The sequence below is a fragment of the Macrococcus animalis genome (assembly GCF_047425875.1).
GTDB lineage: Bacteria > Bacillota > Bacilli > Staphylococcales > Staphylococcaceae > Macrococcoides > Macrococcoides animalis.
This window is the reverse complement of record NZ_CP179727.1, coordinates 762,909-778,483: the sequence shown is the minus strand read 5'-3', so window position 1 is coordinate 778,483 and position 15,575 is coordinate 762,909. Positions and strand designations below refer to the sequence as shown.

The 15,575-nt window shown below is 29.6% G+C and carries 14 protein-coding genes and 1 riboswitch; of the genes, 13 read left to right on the top strand and 1 reads right to left on the bottom strand.

The annotated features are described in order from the left end of the window. Window positions 1-11: 11 nt before the first annotated feature. The 5 genes from ACMGE9_RS03960 (at window position 12) to mmuM (ending at window position 6,093) form a co-directional block, all read left to right on the top strand. Window positions 12-320, top strand: a complete 309-nt coding sequence (locus tag ACMGE9_RS03960) for a PTS lactose/cellobiose transporter subunit IIA (protein ID WP_414043962.1) — start codon at window positions 12-14, stop codon at window positions 318-320. Beyond that, a complete protein-coding gene (locus tag ACMGE9_RS03955; protein WP_414043961.1) occupies window positions 320-1,693 on the top strand; it encodes a glycoside hydrolase family 1 protein in 1,374 nt (457 codons plus the stop codon). Before ACMGE9_RS03960 ends, ACMGE9_RS03955 begins: the two co-directional genes overlap by 1 nt. Before the next feature lie 32 nt (window positions 1,694-1,725). Next, entirely contained in the window at window positions 1,726-3,651 is a 1,926-nt protein-coding gene (locus ACMGE9_RS03950; RefSeq protein WP_414043960.1) for a BglG family transcription antiterminator, read from the top strand. Between the two features lie 76 nt (window positions 3,652-3,727). Further along, a riboswitch (SAM riboswitch) is annotated at window positions 3,728-3,826 on the top strand. 55 nt (window positions 3,827-3,881) lie between these two features. Continuing rightward, window positions 3,882-5,222 (top strand): amino acid permease, encoded by a 1,341-nt coding sequence (locus ACMGE9_RS03945; RefSeq protein WP_414043959.1) that lies wholly within the window; start codon window positions 3,882-3,884, stop codon window positions 5,220-5,222. Continuing rightward, on the top strand, window positions 5,206-6,093 hold the full coding sequence (mmuM, locus tag ACMGE9_RS03940; protein ID WP_414043958.1) for a homocysteine S-methyltransferase: 888 nt from the start codon (window positions 5,206-5,208) through the stop codon (window positions 6,091-6,093). The genes ACMGE9_RS03945 and mmuM overlap by 17 nt, the downstream gene beginning before the upstream one ends. A 193-nt stretch (window positions 6,094-6,286) precedes the next feature. On the opposite strand, the gene ACMGE9_RS03935 is transcribed toward mmuM, so the two are convergent. After that, window positions 6,287-6,685, bottom strand: a complete 399-nt coding sequence (locus tag ACMGE9_RS03935; protein WP_414043957.1) for a hypothetical protein — start codon at window positions 6,683-6,685, stop codon at window positions 6,287-6,289. A gap of 213 nt (window positions 6,686-6,898) precedes the next feature. Between ACMGE9_RS03935 and ACMGE9_RS03930 the strand changes: the two genes are divergently transcribed. The 8 genes from ACMGE9_RS03930 to ACMGE9_RS03895 all read left to right on the top strand — a co-directional run bounded on the left by ACMGE9_RS03930 (window position 6,899) and on the right by ACMGE9_RS03895 (window position 15,517). Continuing rightward, entirely contained in the window at window positions 6,899-8,941 is a 2,043-nt protein-coding gene (locus ACMGE9_RS03930; RefSeq protein WP_414043956.1) for a DEAD/DEAH box helicase family protein, read from the top strand. Then, the gene (locus ACMGE9_RS03925; RefSeq protein ID WP_157819648.1) at window positions 8,934-9,107 is read left to right on the top strand and encodes a hypothetical protein; all 174 of its coding nucleotides are present in this window, start codon (window positions 8,934-8,936) and stop codon (window positions 9,105-9,107) included. The genes ACMGE9_RS03930 and ACMGE9_RS03925 overlap by 8 nt, the downstream gene beginning before the upstream one ends. A gap of 3 nt (window positions 9,108-9,110) precedes the next feature. Then, window positions 9,111-11,141, top strand: coding sequence for an AAA family ATPase (locus ACMGE9_RS03920; RefSeq protein WP_414043955.1), 2,031 nt, complete (start codon window positions 9,111-9,113; stop codon window positions 11,139-11,141). Further along, window positions 11,138-11,665, top strand: a complete 528-nt coding sequence (locus ACMGE9_RS03915; protein WP_414043954.1) for a hypothetical protein — start codon at window positions 11,138-11,140, stop codon at window positions 11,663-11,665. The genes ACMGE9_RS03920 and ACMGE9_RS03915 overlap by 4 nt, the downstream gene beginning before the upstream one ends. Then, the gene (locus tag ACMGE9_RS03910; protein WP_414043953.1) at window positions 11,665-13,233 is read left to right on the top strand and encodes a DNA adenine methylase; all 1,569 of its coding nucleotides are present in this window, start codon (window positions 11,665-11,667) and stop codon (window positions 13,231-13,233) included. Before ACMGE9_RS03915 ends, ACMGE9_RS03910 begins: the two co-directional genes overlap by 1 nt. A 59-nt stretch (window positions 13,234-13,292) precedes the next feature. Continuing rightward, the gene (locus tag ACMGE9_RS03905; RefSeq protein WP_414043952.1) at window positions 13,293-13,664 is read left to right on the top strand and encodes a hypothetical protein; all 372 of its coding nucleotides are present in this window, start codon (window positions 13,293-13,295) and stop codon (window positions 13,662-13,664) included. 58 nt (window positions 13,665-13,722) lie between these two features. Beyond that, window positions 13,723-14,280: an HNH endonuclease gene (locus ACMGE9_RS03900; protein WP_414043951.1), complete on the top strand. Its 558-nt coding sequence runs from the start codon at window positions 13,723-13,725 to the stop codon at window positions 14,278-14,280. Window positions 14,281-14,614: 334 nt separating this feature from the next. Then, entirely contained in the window at window positions 14,615-15,517 is a 903-nt protein-coding gene (locus ACMGE9_RS03895) for an ADP-ribosylglycohydrolase family protein (protein WP_414043950.1), read from the top strand. Window positions 15,518-15,575: the final 58 nt, after the last annotated feature.

The window sequence follows — 15,575 nt, the reverse complement described above, 5'->3', positions numbered from 1 at the left end:
CGGGTGTAAAAATGGATATTAATGAGATTGCATTTCAAATTATTTTATATGGTGGTAACGGTAGATCGTCAGCCATGGAAGCCATACAAGAAGCAAAAGAAGGTAACTTTGAAGAAGCAGATAGATTAATTGAAGAAGCAAATACTGAATTGAATAAAGCGCATAAATTTCAAACAGAATTATTACAAAATGAAGCGCGTGGGAATAAGAATGATATTAATATCATTCTTATACACTCACAAGATCATTTGATGAATGCGATAACCGTAAAAGATATGGCCCAAGAATTTATCGACTTATACAAGGGAGGACTAAAATAATGACTGTTAAATTTCCTGAAGGGTTTTGGTGGGGAAGTGCAACATCAGCAACTCAGATTGAAGGTTCAAGCCTGAATCGTGGACAAAATATATGGGACATTTGGTATGAAAAAGAGCAATTTAGATTCTTTGATGAAGTAGGACCTGAAACGACCTCAGATTTTTATAATAAATATAAAGAAGATATTAAATTAATGAAAGAAACAGGACATAATTCTTTTAGAATTTCTATTTCTTGGGCGAGATTAATTCCAGGCGGCAAAGGTGAAGTGAATCAAGAAGCTGTTGAGTTCTACAATAATGTTATTGATGAATTAATTGCAAATGAAATTGAACCATTTGTAAACTTATATCATTTCGATATGCCAAGTGAATTACAAGAAATTGGTGGATTTGAAAATAGAGAAGTAGTTGATTTATACGAGGTTTATGCTAAAACAGCGTTCGAACTTTTTGGCGATAGAGTGAAAAAATGGTTTACATTTAATGAACCAATCGTCCCAGTAGAAGGTGGTTACCTTTATGATTTTCATTATCCAAATATAGTGGATGCAAAAAAGGCATTTCAAGTTGCTTATAACACAATATTAGCTTCAGCTAAAGCGATAAAAGTATATAGAACATTAAATTTAGATGGCAAAATAGGTATTATACTAAATTTGACACCATCGTATCCGAGAAGTCAAAATAAATATGATTTAGAAGCTGCGAATATTGCCGATTTATTCTTTAATCGTTCTTTCCTTGATCCATCAACTAAGGGAGAATACCCAGAAGAGTTAATAAATATTGTCAAAAAGCATGATTTATTACCTGATACGATAGATGAAGATAAATTATTAATAAAGGAAAATGTTATTGATATCTTAGGTGTAAACTATTATCAACCAAGACGTGTTAAAGCAAGAGATTCACAACCAAATGATAATGCACCATTTTTCCCAGAGTATTACTTTGACAATTATGAAATGCCAGGAAGAAAAATGAATATATATCGTGGATGGGAAATATACGAAAAAGGTATTTATGATATCATGATTAACCTTAAAGATAATTATGATAATATTGAATCTTTCATCTCTGAAAATGGTATGGGTGTTCAAGATGAAAAAAGATTTTTAGAAAACGGAAAACTAAATGATTTCTATAGAATCGACTTCCTGAAAGGTCATTTGACTTGGTTGTCAAAAGCGATTGAAGAAGGGGCCAATTGTAAGGGATATCATATGTGGACATTCATGGATAACTGGTCATGGATGAACGCTTACAAAAACAGATATGGTTTTGTTTCTGTAAACATTGAAACACAGGAGCGATTGGTAAAAGAAAGTGGTAAATGGTTTAAACAAGTTTCAGAGAATAATGGTTTCTAAATAATAATAGCTCTCGTTTAGAGGGCTTTTTTGTGCAGAATGCAGGTGATGAAATGAACAAAAGGCAAACGCAGATTGTTATTGAACTATATCGAGATGATATATATAAAACGAGTGAATATTTAGCTAGAATATTTAATGTTTCCTCTAAGACGATTAGAAATGAAATTAAAAATATAGAAACTTTTCAGTTAGATTTAGGATTTGAAATTACTTCAATGAGAAGTAAAGGATATAAACTTAAAGTTATCGATGAAGAAATCTTTAAATATCATATTCTTTCAAATGCGACAAAGGAAATAACGATAGATTATAACAACCAGTCTAACCGTGTACAATTTATTATGGGGAAGCTGTTGCTCAGCCCAACCTATATAAAATTAGAAGTTCTAGCAGATTTAATGTATGTCAGTAAGACCACGGTTCAAAATGATTTAAAACTAGTGAAAAATAATTTTGAAAAATATAATTTAGAAATAGTTAGTAAGCCAAGATATGGCCTTAAAGTAATCGGAGAAGAATTTCAAAAAAGATTTTGTATTTCTGAGTATTTATTTGATCATGAAAATTTAAAAGATAATACACTTCAATTTGAATTAACAGAAGATGAATCGAATAAGATTAAAGAAATTATTCTTGATACAATCGCTACAGAGTCATTTAACGTTACAGATATGACAATTAATAATTTATTTGTACATATTGTGATAGCACTTGGAAGAATTAAAGGTAATGGTAATATCGATAATTTTTATTATGATTCTTTATCTGGAACTAAAGAATATAAAATAGCAAATGAGATTGTATTAAAAGTAGAAAAATACTTCGATGTAAATATCTCAAAAGAAGAAGTTGCTTACATTGCATTGCATTTAATCGGCCAAGGTATTAACAAAAACGAGGAAGTAATTTCAACATTGATTGAAACATATCATTTAGAAGATATTATTTTTAAAATGCTTGATGAAATCAAAAAAACAGTAGGTATTGACTTAATAGAAGATCAGGAGCTAAAAAAAGCATTGATTTTACACTTAAGCACAGCATTTAATCGATATAAATATCATATGAATTTTAGGAATCCTTTACTTGATATGTTGAAAAAAGAGTATCCATTTGCATTTGATGCGGCTTTAATTTGTGCAAAAGTAATTGAGAAAGAGATGAAATACAAAATTAATGAAAGTGAAGTAGGATATATTGCGATGCATCTTGGGGGTGCAATGGAGCGATTAGAAAAAGAAAAAGAAAGAATTAAAACATTAATTGTATGTGCTTCAGGCGTCAGTTCATCTCAACTATTAAAATATAGAATTCAAAATTTGTTTGAAAAAGATATTGAAGTTATGGGCATCAGTGAAATGTACAAAGTAAAACAACATGATATTCCTAATGTAGACTTAATCATTAGTACAGTGCCTCTCGATGTGCAGTTTGAAAGTGTAGATATTATTCAGGTTAATCCTATATTAATTCAATCTGATATTGAACAAATCACAAACTATATTAATAAGCCGAAAAAGGAATTAAGGTTTTTTAGAGAAGAACTTGTTTTTCTTAAACAAAAATATGAAACTTTTAATGAGATTCTTGATTTTGTAGAAGACAAATTATTAAAAGATAATTTAATCTATTCCGATTTTAAAGAAAAAGTGATTGAACGAGAAAAAGTAGCACCAACTTCTTATGGAAACTATGTAGCAGCTCCACATCCGATTACTTCAGCATCTAAAGAATCATTCTTAGTATTCGTAACTTTAGAAAAACCAATCGAATGGTCAGGAAAAGATGTTCAATGGCTTTGTTTCATTTGTTTAGAAAAAGATCCGAAAGAAATAATAGAAATGGATTTTGTATATGAAAAACTGAGTAAAGTCATCAATAACTTAGAGTTAGTAATGACGTTATTATCGATAGATGATAGAGAGAAGTTTTTATTAGAAATAAAAACTTTATAGTTAATATTATTGTGAGAAATTTCAGAATTCTATTGACCCCAATTTATGATAGTGTTATGCTATTAAACAATTAAATAACTTATACAGAGAGATGGAGGGAATTGGCCCTTTGAAGTCTCAGCAACCGGCAGATGCACGGTGCTAAATCCAACAGGAGCATCCTGAAATATGAGTGTAGACGATACGTACCCCTCTTTTTCAGAGGGGTATTTTTTTATGGAGGAATGGATATGTCAAATGAATTCAAAAGAGGTATGGAACAGCGTCATGTAATGATGTTAAGTTTTGGTGGTGTGATTGGAACGGGATTATTCTTAAGTACAGGGTATACGTTGCAACAAGCAGGCCCTATTGGAACAATCATAAGTTATGTAATCGGTGCGTTACTTGTGTACATCGTAATGAAATGTATGGGTGCACTTGCGATTGAACATCCGGATGTAGGAGGGTTCCATACATATGCCAATATTTATATTAACCAATCTGTAGGTCATGTCGTTGCTTGGAGTTATTGGCTGTGTTGGACGATTGCGTTAGGTTCAGAAGTAACAGCAGGTGGGATTCTATTTCAGAAGTGGTTTCCAGACTTTCCTGTATGGTTGTTTAGTTTGATCTTTATTTTAATTATCGTGGGCATTAACTTCACGACGAGTAAGACATATGGAGAAAGTGAATTCTGGTTATCGTTGATCAAAGTGTTAGCCATCATTGCATTTATTATCATTGGCTTATTGATATTATTTAATATTTTACCGTCGACGTTAGAACCTGTTATGACTAATGAAAAGTTACTGGATGTGCCAAATGGTATATACGGCGTGTTTATTACAATGCTTGCTGTGAATTATGCGTTTAGTGGAACAGAGTTAATTGCGATTGCAGCAGGTGAGATGAAACAACCATCAATCGTTATTCCGAAGACCATTCGTGCCACTGTATGGCGCCTGTCATTACTCTTTATCGGGACAATTTTTGTGATGGTATTACTCTTACCAACCAATAAAGCGAGTTTATTAGAAAGTCCTTTCGTATCTATATTAGATAGTGTGGGCATACCGTATGCAGGTGATATTATGAACTTTGTTATTCTAACTGCGTTATTATCGGCAGCGAATTCAGGGTTATATGCATCAAGCAGAATGTTATGGAGTTTATCAGAACAAGATAATGTGTTACCGATTGCAAGAAAGTTAAATAAAAATGGGATGCCGATAAATGCAACAATAATTAGTTTAGTAGGCGCACTACTGAGCCTTTTATCAAGTGTGATTGCCCCGTCTACAGTGTATTTAGTATTGGTTTCTATTGCAGGGTTTGCGGTAGTTGTTGTATGGATGAGCATCTGTGTTGCGAGGTTTAATCAATTAAGACAGCATCATGAAAAAAGAAAGGCAGCGTATATATTACCGGTGATTGGGTTTACGCTGTGCTTCGTTTCATGTGTTGGGGTGTTGTTTGATCCGAATCAACGATTAGCGACAATTATTGGGTTACCGTTCTGTATCATTGTTGGGTTGATTCATTACTTTGTGAAGAAAAAAGGAGAGAAGATTCATGTTATTACGAGATAAATTAAAGCAAGATGTGACGATACTTGATGGAGGATTTGGGACGACTGTTGAACAGTTTGGTTATGATGTGAATCATGCGTTGTGGTCATCGAATTTAATAAAAGAACATCCTGAAGGGGTGTATGAAGTACATAAAGCGTTTGTTGATAATGGTGCAGAGGTTATATTAACGAATACATATCAAGCGTCTGTGCAATCGTTTAGAAATATAGGGTTATCAGATGAAGAAGCGAAAGGTTATTTAGAGATAGCAGTGGCTTTAGCGAAGAAAGCAGCGAATGATGATGTGATTGTTGCTGGTTCACTTGGATCATATGGTGCGATGTTAGGAAATGGTTCAGAGTATACAGGAGATTATAATGTAACTGAAGCAGACTATATCGAGTATCATAAAGAACGATTGGATATATTGATTGAAGCGGGTGTATCTGTGTTTGCTTTTGAAACAATCCCGAATATTGAGGAATTAAAAGCAGTGAAGACGTTGCTAGTTGATTATCCGAATATTGAAGCGTGGATATCAGTGACGCTGAAAGATAGCATACATTTATCGGATGGCACAGCATTGTTAGATGTAATTGAATTGGTGAATGATATCCCGAATGTATATGCATTTGGTGTGAACTGTACGAGTGTGAAAGTAATCGATGGTGCAGTAGATGTATTAGTTGAAAAGAGTGAGAAACCGATTATTCTGTATCCGAATGGTGGAAGGAAATATGATGCTGTGAAGAAGGCTTGGATTGATCAGGAGGATGCATCTTTAATTGAAGCGGCAGTGAAGTGGAAAGATAAAGGCGTGAAGATAATAGGTGGATGCTGTCAGGTAGGGCCGGAAGAGATTGGTTCATTAGTTAAAGCGGTGAAATAGAATAAATCCCAAGAGACAAAACCTCATCTCTTGGGATTTTATTATTGTTGGAAACTGTATTTGTGTAAGTTCAGTGTATCAACGTACCATTTTGGACCTATTTTCTTGAATGTCATATTAACATAGTTGCCGTAGTCATTGATTTTGTATTTACCACTTGTAGTAGAAGAAGTGGGGGCACCAAAGTATTTTTTTATCTTTGATAATTCGTATTTTTGCTACTATCTACAATGGTAAAACTTTCGATTAAGTATTTACTAGCGGATGCTTTTTCACCGACAGCTTGTGTGGTAACAAGAACATTACTGTTTGCACCATAGAAATAAGATCCAGCAGTATAACCGAAACTTCTAGTTACAGTATTGCTTAGAGGTGAACCCCAAGCCTTAAGCATAGCAGGTTGGTTTTGACGTAATTTCAGACTGTAGTATTTGAATGAAGCCTTCTTCATAGCTTTTGCATTACTATAACTATAAAGGTTAGGTAGTTTTAAAGATTTATTTTTTAAAGTATAAGTTGAAGCCTCAGATATTGGTGTAACTAATGATATTGCTAGTAACAAAGTGAAGAGAACAGCGATTATTTTTTTCATAGGAACGCTCCTTTAGTGTATTTAGTTAATTATACAATATACGTAGCAATATAAATAATCAATTTGAATTTATTATTAATATTTATATAAATAGAAATATATCGAAATAGATATACACTTAAAATAAAATTATTTACCTAAATAGTATGAATAACATGTAAATAATATATAATATAATTAATGATATATTAAAAGAAAGTGATGTGGATATCTATGATTAATTTTTCTAATTATCGAAATAGATATATTAGTTTTGAAGATGATTTTATTTCACAATTTTATAAACCAATAATTCTTGAAAGTAATGAATATAAAAGAATGTCTGGTTATTTTTGTAGTTCAATTATTGAAAATATTTATAATGAAATCTGTGAATCTGGTATGAATGAATCGTATAAAATAAAGATTATTTGTTCACCTGAACTTTCAACACAAGACCATATAGCAATCAGTGAAGGGTACGAACTCAAAGGTATAATTGAAAAATGTATCATCAAAACAATTGAAAATATGGATAACACAGAATTACCATATATCACTGATTTAATTATAAAAGGTATAATTGATATCAAATTTGTATCAACTAAAAATGGAAACGGTATTTTTCATGCAAAAGAAGGGATTTTTATTGATGAAAATAATCAAAAATTAGGGTTTATTGGATCTAATAATGAGACCTCAGCAGCCGTCCATAAAAATTTTGAAACAGTAATGATTTTAAAAGAAAATGAAAGTGCAAATGTAATTGAAGAAATGGAAAAAACTTTTGATGATATTTGGAATAATAATAATGAACAACTAATACAATGTGATATCACTCCGAAAATTTCACAAGCATTTAAAAATATTAAGAAGAAATTATTAATAAGAGAGAAACAAGAAAAGTATGGAAGAAAATCAATTTTTGAAGAATTTGATTTATATGGGTATCAACATCAAGCAATTGATAGTTGGATTGACAATGATTATGTGGGATTATTAGAAATGGCAACTGGGACTGGTAAAACTATCACAGCAATTGCATGTCAGGAAGCATTACAAAAAAAGGAAAATGATATTGTAACGTTTATCATTGCACCACAGTTAGATTTAGTAGAGCAATGGTATCAAGAACTTAAAGATTTAAATATAAATGCAATAAAATGTTCTTCAGTAGAAAGTAATTACAAAGAATTATTAAAGATAAAGTTATCACAAAAATCTACTGTAGAAAGTCCAACAATAGTCATAACAACATCTAATACTTTTACACTTCAAAGTTTTCAAAACATATTAAATATACATCTAAAGAGCAAAGCTTTACTTATTTGTGACGAAGTTCATAGCTTTGGTGCTGAGAAGACAAGAAATTTGTATAAACAACTTTCTGTAAAATTTAATTATAGACTAGGTGTTTCGGCAACTCCATATAGAAAAAATGAAGAAGAAAGTGATGAGTTAATAGGTTTTTTTGAAAGAATTGTATTTAAATATACTTTAAAGGATGCCATTGAAAATGGATTCTTAAATAAGTACAATTATGTTCCTATAATTCTATCTTTTGATAAAAATGAATTAAAGAAATATCGTGATTCACTATCAAGTACACTTAACAAAGAACTTTCTCATAATGCAGTACTAAAAGAGGTAGAGAGATTAACAAGTACAATAGCAAATTCAAATATTGGTAAAGTTGAGAAATTAAAGGAGTTATTAGATGATGAGAAAAAAAGACAACAAAAAATAATTTATTGTTCACCAGGGAATTACAACGATGGTAGTAATGTAATTAGTACAAGGCATATAGATTTCGTCTCTAAGGAATTAGGAATACATGGTTGTAGATTAAGAAGAATATATAGTGAAATTCCTAGCGATGAAAGACAAGAAATATTAACACAATTTAAAAATCATGATATAGATACTCTTTTAGCTATAAAATGCTTGGATCAAGGTGTGAATCTTAAAGAAGTAACACACGCATATATACTATCAAGTACAGATTCACTTACAGAATTTATTCAACGAAGAGGAAGAATACTACGAAAAGCACCTAATAAACCAATTTCTTATATTTACGATTTAATAATGTTGCCAGAGGACATTAATGATTTATATTTTAATCCGGTAATTGAAGATGCATATCTAGTAGATCGTGAATTAAGAAGAATGAGAGAGTTTAATTATGCATCAGAAAATAAAGAAGAAAATTTATTAATAATTAATGAAATTGAGGAAGCATATCATTATGTATTGGAGGAATTGAAGAATGGATAAAGTAACAAGTAAAGACATAAATAAATTTTTAGTATATGTATTGTCTAACGAAAAGCAAAGTTTAAAAACAAATCCTTTTCACGATGAAAATGAAAAGCATAAATTAAAAAATCAAATATTCTTATATTTAGAAGAACAAGCTAAAGATATTATTGGGAGAGGATAATTAATGAAAATTAAATCTATTCATATTGAAAACTTTAGACAATATAAAAATTTCGCATTAGAGTTTGACACATCAGATAAAGAAAAAAATATTACTGTTATTAGAGCTGCAAATTCAACAGGAAAAACAACCTTTATGCAAGCGATAAAATGGTGCTTATTTGGTGAGAGTGCAATTGAATTGGATAAACAGTCTGATTTAATTAATTATAATGAATTAAGAGAATGTAGAATTGCAGACATCAAAGATACATATTATAGAGTTGTAATGGAAATCATAGAAAATGGTTCAACTGTCAAAATTAATAGAACACAGAATTTAAATATTACAGCAAACACTGTAAAAAAAATGAATAGTATTGTTGCAATTGAATTTCAAGATGATAAGGGAGAAACTCGTGTTATAAGAAATGAGAATAGAGAAAAAGAACAAATTATTCAAAGAAAGATAAACTCATTATTATCAATTCAAATGGTCAACTATTTTCTGTTTGATGGAGAAAGAATTGAAAAATTATCATCAAAAGGTACTGTAGCAAAAAGAGAAGTTAGTGAAGCAATAACAGCAGTTAGTACATTACCAATCTTAAATAATTCAATTGAAACTTTAACTAGATTGTCTAATGATGTTAGAAAATTAAAAGCTAAATCAAGTAATAATGAGGAATATAGAAAACTAGAAATTAATATTAGTTTAATTGAAGATAAATTAGAGGAATTAGAATCAAAAATCGAAGAAAAGAAAATAAAAGAAGAAGAAGCTGAAAAACAGATTAATATTATAAATAAAGAGTTAAGTGAGATTGACGATATATCTCAATTTCAAGATAAAAAGATGCGTTTGAAAAATGAAATCAAGCGTTCAGAAGAAATTAATGAAAATAGGTATAATTCAATTCAAGCTCTTTATCTAGAGTATTCAACGCTAAAATATATATATTTACTAGATAGAAAATACAAGAAAATTAATCTATCAGAGGAAGCTGAAGATAACTCAATACCTAATATGGAAGTAACAGCAATCGATAAAATAATTGAAAATGGTGTTTGTATATGTGGAACGCATTTACAAGAAGAACATATTCAAACACTAATGAAACAAAGAAATTATCAGCCCCCTATTAGTAATGAAGCTATGATAAAAGATTATTCTTTGTCATTAACAAAGGAAGTTGCAAAAATTGATAATATCGTTAAGCAGTTGAAAGAAAAAATAAAAGAATATAATGATTTATTCTCTTCTATTGCACAAAACAAAGAGGAATTGAAAATTCTAGAAGAAAAAATAAGTAAAATGCCACAACAAAGAATAAAAGAGTTAAATGAGCAGTCAAATTCATTAGAACGAGAATTAACATATAATACCGTAAAAAGAGAAGAATATACTAAAAAACTAAATTTATCAAAAGAGGAATTAGAAAAATATAAGTTTAAAATTGTAGAATTAGAAGAAAAGATAAAATTTAATGAAATTCTTGAAGTACAAGAAGAAATTCTAAAAAAATCACTTGACCAGTTAAGATATAGAAAAGTATTAGATGAAAAAAAATTAAGACAAGATGTTGAAAATTTTGCAAATAAGCACTTTAAAGATATTATCACTAAAGATAAAAATATCAGTATTGATGAAAAATTCAATTTAAAAGTAACTGAACCAGATGGAACAGAATCAGCAATTTCTTCAGGAGAATCAGTTGCAGTAAGTATTTCAATCATATTATCGATAATCGATACTTTCAAATCAAACTTAAATAAAAATAAAAAGGAAGATATTGATTTAATGACAAAGAAAGATTTCTTCGTCGTTATGGATGGCCCCTTCGCGATGTTAGATCAATATTTTTCAAAAAATATATCCCAGAAGATAAGTGAATCTATAGAGCAAGTAATATTATTAACTAATGACAATCAATATAGTGAAAGTATAAAAAATGCATTTAGACCTAAAACAAGTAAAGAATATCTGTTAGATATTCCTCCTGAAAATAGAAGAGACAGTATATTAACAGAAGATTTAAAAGAGGTGATATTATGAGTTCGGATATTGTATTAGAAGGTAGACAAGTTAAAATAATAAATGAATTATACGAAAAAAACTTATTTACGGGTACTCGCGGAAGCGCAGAATTATTCTTCTTAGCTGTTCTTAAGGGATTATATAATAGTAAAGAAGAAACTATGGATGTTGGTGGAGAACAAATAAATATATCGAGAACATTTTTAAATAATCCTAAAAGGGTAAACTTCAAATATTTAATAAATGTCTTTGAAAACTTAGAACAACGATTTGCAGGAAATGAGCTAACAATGTCTCAAATCTTCTTAGATGCAATTGGAACGGATGATAATGATAAATTTCAATTAATAAAAAATCATGGTTACGCAGGATTAGAATTATTGTATGATGAGCTACTAGTTCAAAAAGATATTGTAGATAAATTTGATGTCGTATCAATAATAGATTCTGAAATACTGACAAGAGAAGAATTAGATGCAATTGAGATAAAAATGGAACCAGCAATCAACACTATAGATGATATTTTAGAGAGTGATATTTAATGGATGGATTATCATGGGAAGATATATTAAATGAAAGTGAAAATGAATTATATTCTGAGAGTGATTTTAAGAAAGATATAGAAAAACTTAATAATTCTAAAATAATAAATGTGAGTGATTCAGTATTAATAGAGCAAAATCAGATGAGCTCATTAGATAAAGTAGAATTTAAAAAGAAATTATCATTATTGAAATTTAAAAAGTCGGTTTCAGAGATTGATATTATTAATATAATAAATAATACACAAGTCATTGTTGAAAATAAAAAACATAAATTCCCACAGGCAAACTCTATAGAGACTGCTATTTTTACTTTGAATTTAATAATAAATGAAGAAGAATTTATTAATAATGCACCAAATGGCGCGGATATCTCAAAGATATATGGATTTGCTGAAAGACAAGGTTTTTATTATGGTGATTTTTTAGAGTATCTAGGTTTTTTGGACAAAATAGAATCTAAGTATTACCCAACAGGTTTAGCTCTTGAGTATAAAAGAGCTAATGAGAGAGAAAGAATAATAATGATTGTTAAAGCTATAATGTCTCATAATTCTATTAGAGAGTATTATTTATTAAAAAAAGACTCGGAATATATGGATATAGAATTAGATAATTATTTAGAAATATTAAGAGAAGATACTCTAATGCAAGGATTCAGCGAGTCTACAATTAGAAGGAGAAAATCAACTGTGGAATCAATGTTAAAATGGGTTGATAAAGTTACTTTAGAATCACCTAAACCTTTCGTAAAATGGGCTGGTGGTAAACAAAAAATAATAAAAGAATTGGTACAGCGTTTGCCAAATGAGCATGACTATGACAAATATATAGAACCATTCGCCGGCGGAGCTGCTTTATTATATAAAGTTAAGTTTAAGCAGGCAATAATTAATGATTTGAATTTAGAACTAATTAATACCTATGAACAAATAAAAAAGTCTCCGACTGAATTAATTGCACTTTTACAAACTTATAATAATACTGAAGAAGATTTTTATCGTATTAGAGAGTTAGATAGAAACATCAATTTTATTCAAGAAGTATCAGATTTAGATAGAGCTGCAAGGTTCATATATCTTAATAAAACATGCTTTAATGGGTTGTACAGAGTAAATAGTAAAGGACATTTTAATACACCGTATGGAAGATACAAAAATGATAATTATAAGAATAGTGAAATATTAAAAGTAGATAGTCAATTTTTTAATGAAAACAACGTTGAATTCACAAACACGGATTTTGAAAACGTTATAAAAGATGTAGATGATAGAACATTTATATATTTAGATCCACCATATGATCCAATTTCAAAAACAGCTAGCTTTACTAGTTACACTGATTTAGGATTTGACCGACCAGATCAATTAAGGCTAAAATCAATATGTGATGATTTATCTGATAAAGGTGTTAAAATAATGATTTCAAATCACCATACAGCGTTTATTTATGAGTTGTTTGGTTCGGATGCTAGATATAAATATGAAATAATAAATGTACAAAGAAATATTGCATCATCTTCAAAATCAAGAGGAGAAGTTGAAGAAGTTATTATTACTAATTATTAAAAAAATACCAACGTGATTTCATTCACGTTGGTATTTTTAATATATAAAGGATAAATGATGTGAATATATCAATTTACTTAAAATCTTTTTATCAAACATTAACCTTTAGAGGAAAAACAATAGAACACTTAAATGTTGAAGTAAATAATTTAATCGAAGAATTTAATAAGAGATTTCCAAAGGATAATATTAATGAATTAACATATGAAACATATGCTTTAGGTCATGGTGAGAATACATTTTCTTATTGGCTCGAGTTTAAAACAAGTGAAGATGTGGGTTCTATTCGAGGTGGCAGTGCTAGTAAGCATGGAATATATAAAGGTAAAGATGGAGCTCCTAAAATAGTATCTAAATTTAATGAAGAATCGTTAGGTGAGTCTGTTACATACTTACTCGAATGTTACGAACTGAATCGCCTACTTTCTTAATTTAACAATACATCCCCTCAGGGGAGTTGTCCAATTAAGTGTAGACGATTCATTAAATATGATTAGAATATATGGTAAAGATAACAGCGGTGAATTTGGTTCAATCATATTAGATAACTTCGAATTTTTTAATCAAGGATACAAACCTTCTGAAATAGGCATTAAATTCGGTAATGCGATTGTTTCTGGAAAGTACTTGAACGAAGAAGAAAATAAATTGATAAAAGATAAATTTAATACAACCGGCTTTTCTATTGTGATATATGATTTACCTGAGTCATATATAGAAGGTAAAGAATCTTTAGTTATACACATCAAAAAGGAACGTAATCCATTGGTTAGGCAAGATGTGATTAGAAACTTCTTAACCAACAATGAACGTGTTTATTGTGAAGCATGTGGCTTTGATTTTTACGATAAATATGGTGAATTAGGTAAAGATTATATTGAATGTCATCATACAAAACCTATTCATCAAATGGATGGTGAAACTGAAACAAAATTAGATGATATGGTTTTATTATGTTCAAATTGCCATAGAATGATTCATAGGTATTCACCAATGTTAACTATACAAGAATTGAAGGATAAAATAACAAGAAACACTGGAAAATAAAAAAAACAAACTGCAAATCTGAATCATAGGCACTCTACTTAAAGAGTTTATTTTATATTTCGAAAATCAGTATAAGCCAAATATCAGACGATATATCAGTTTTCAGGATTTTAATGTGAATATTTTTATGAGCCCAGATTAATTTCTGGTTTTTTTATATTGAGCAAAAATATTCATTACAAATTACCTTACAATAATATCCTCTCAAGCGAAATAACATTATAATAATGAAAAAGTTATAGAATATTAATTTTGATTTATTTTTCTATATAATGAAAATGTATCAACTCGAATTTGTTTGATAACAATATGAAATTCAATGGAGCTGATTGACTTGAATAATCAACTAAGGGGTATGTTATACGGGTTTATTGTTGGTGATGCTTTAGGTGTACCAGTGGAATTTAAGGCACGTGGTACTTTTGAAGTCAGTGATATGATAGGTTATGGGACGTACAATTTACCACCTGGAACTTGGTCTGATGATTCATCATTATTATTATGTACGGTAGAACATATGAATGAAAACAGTTCACTCGATGATTTGATGCAGAAATTTGCGGATTATGATTTTAGAAATTATATGACACCATTTGGAGAAACGTTTGATATCGGAATTACTACGCACGAAGCTTGTCAAAACTTTGAATATTTGAAGCGTAGTGCTACAGCCTGTGGTTTATCAGGTGAATTTGATAATGGTAATGGTTCTTTAATGCGCATTGCGCCAATTGTTAAGATGACTTCAGATTTACCAATTGAAGATAAGTATAAAATGGTATCAGATTATAGTAAGCTCACACATGGTCATGAAAAATCTATAATGGGATGTATGATTTATATACTAGTTTTAGAAGCATTGTTTAGTAATGTTGATAAATCAGAGTTATTAACTCATGTTCAAATACAATTAGAAGCGCTAGGTAAAGATTATTCTGCTTATTATAGAATTTTTAATGGATTAGAGAATCTTCATGTCGAAGAAATAAATTCTACAGGTTATGTTGTAGATACTTTGGAAGCGGTGATTTATTGTTACTTGAATCATGAAAAGTATCAAGAAGGAGTTTTTGCAGCAATCAATCTTGGAAATGATACAGATACTATTGGAGCATTAACTGGTGCATTGTTTGATGCAACATCTGGCTATGTTGCAGAAATAGATATTTATAAATCACGCTTGGCTAACTTGGAAAAAATCGAAAATATTGTAGAGTCGTATTGTAACAATTATTAGTTGATAGAATTTAATATTCCAGTTTGAATCAATAAAAGAACCAATTGCAGTTTTAGCA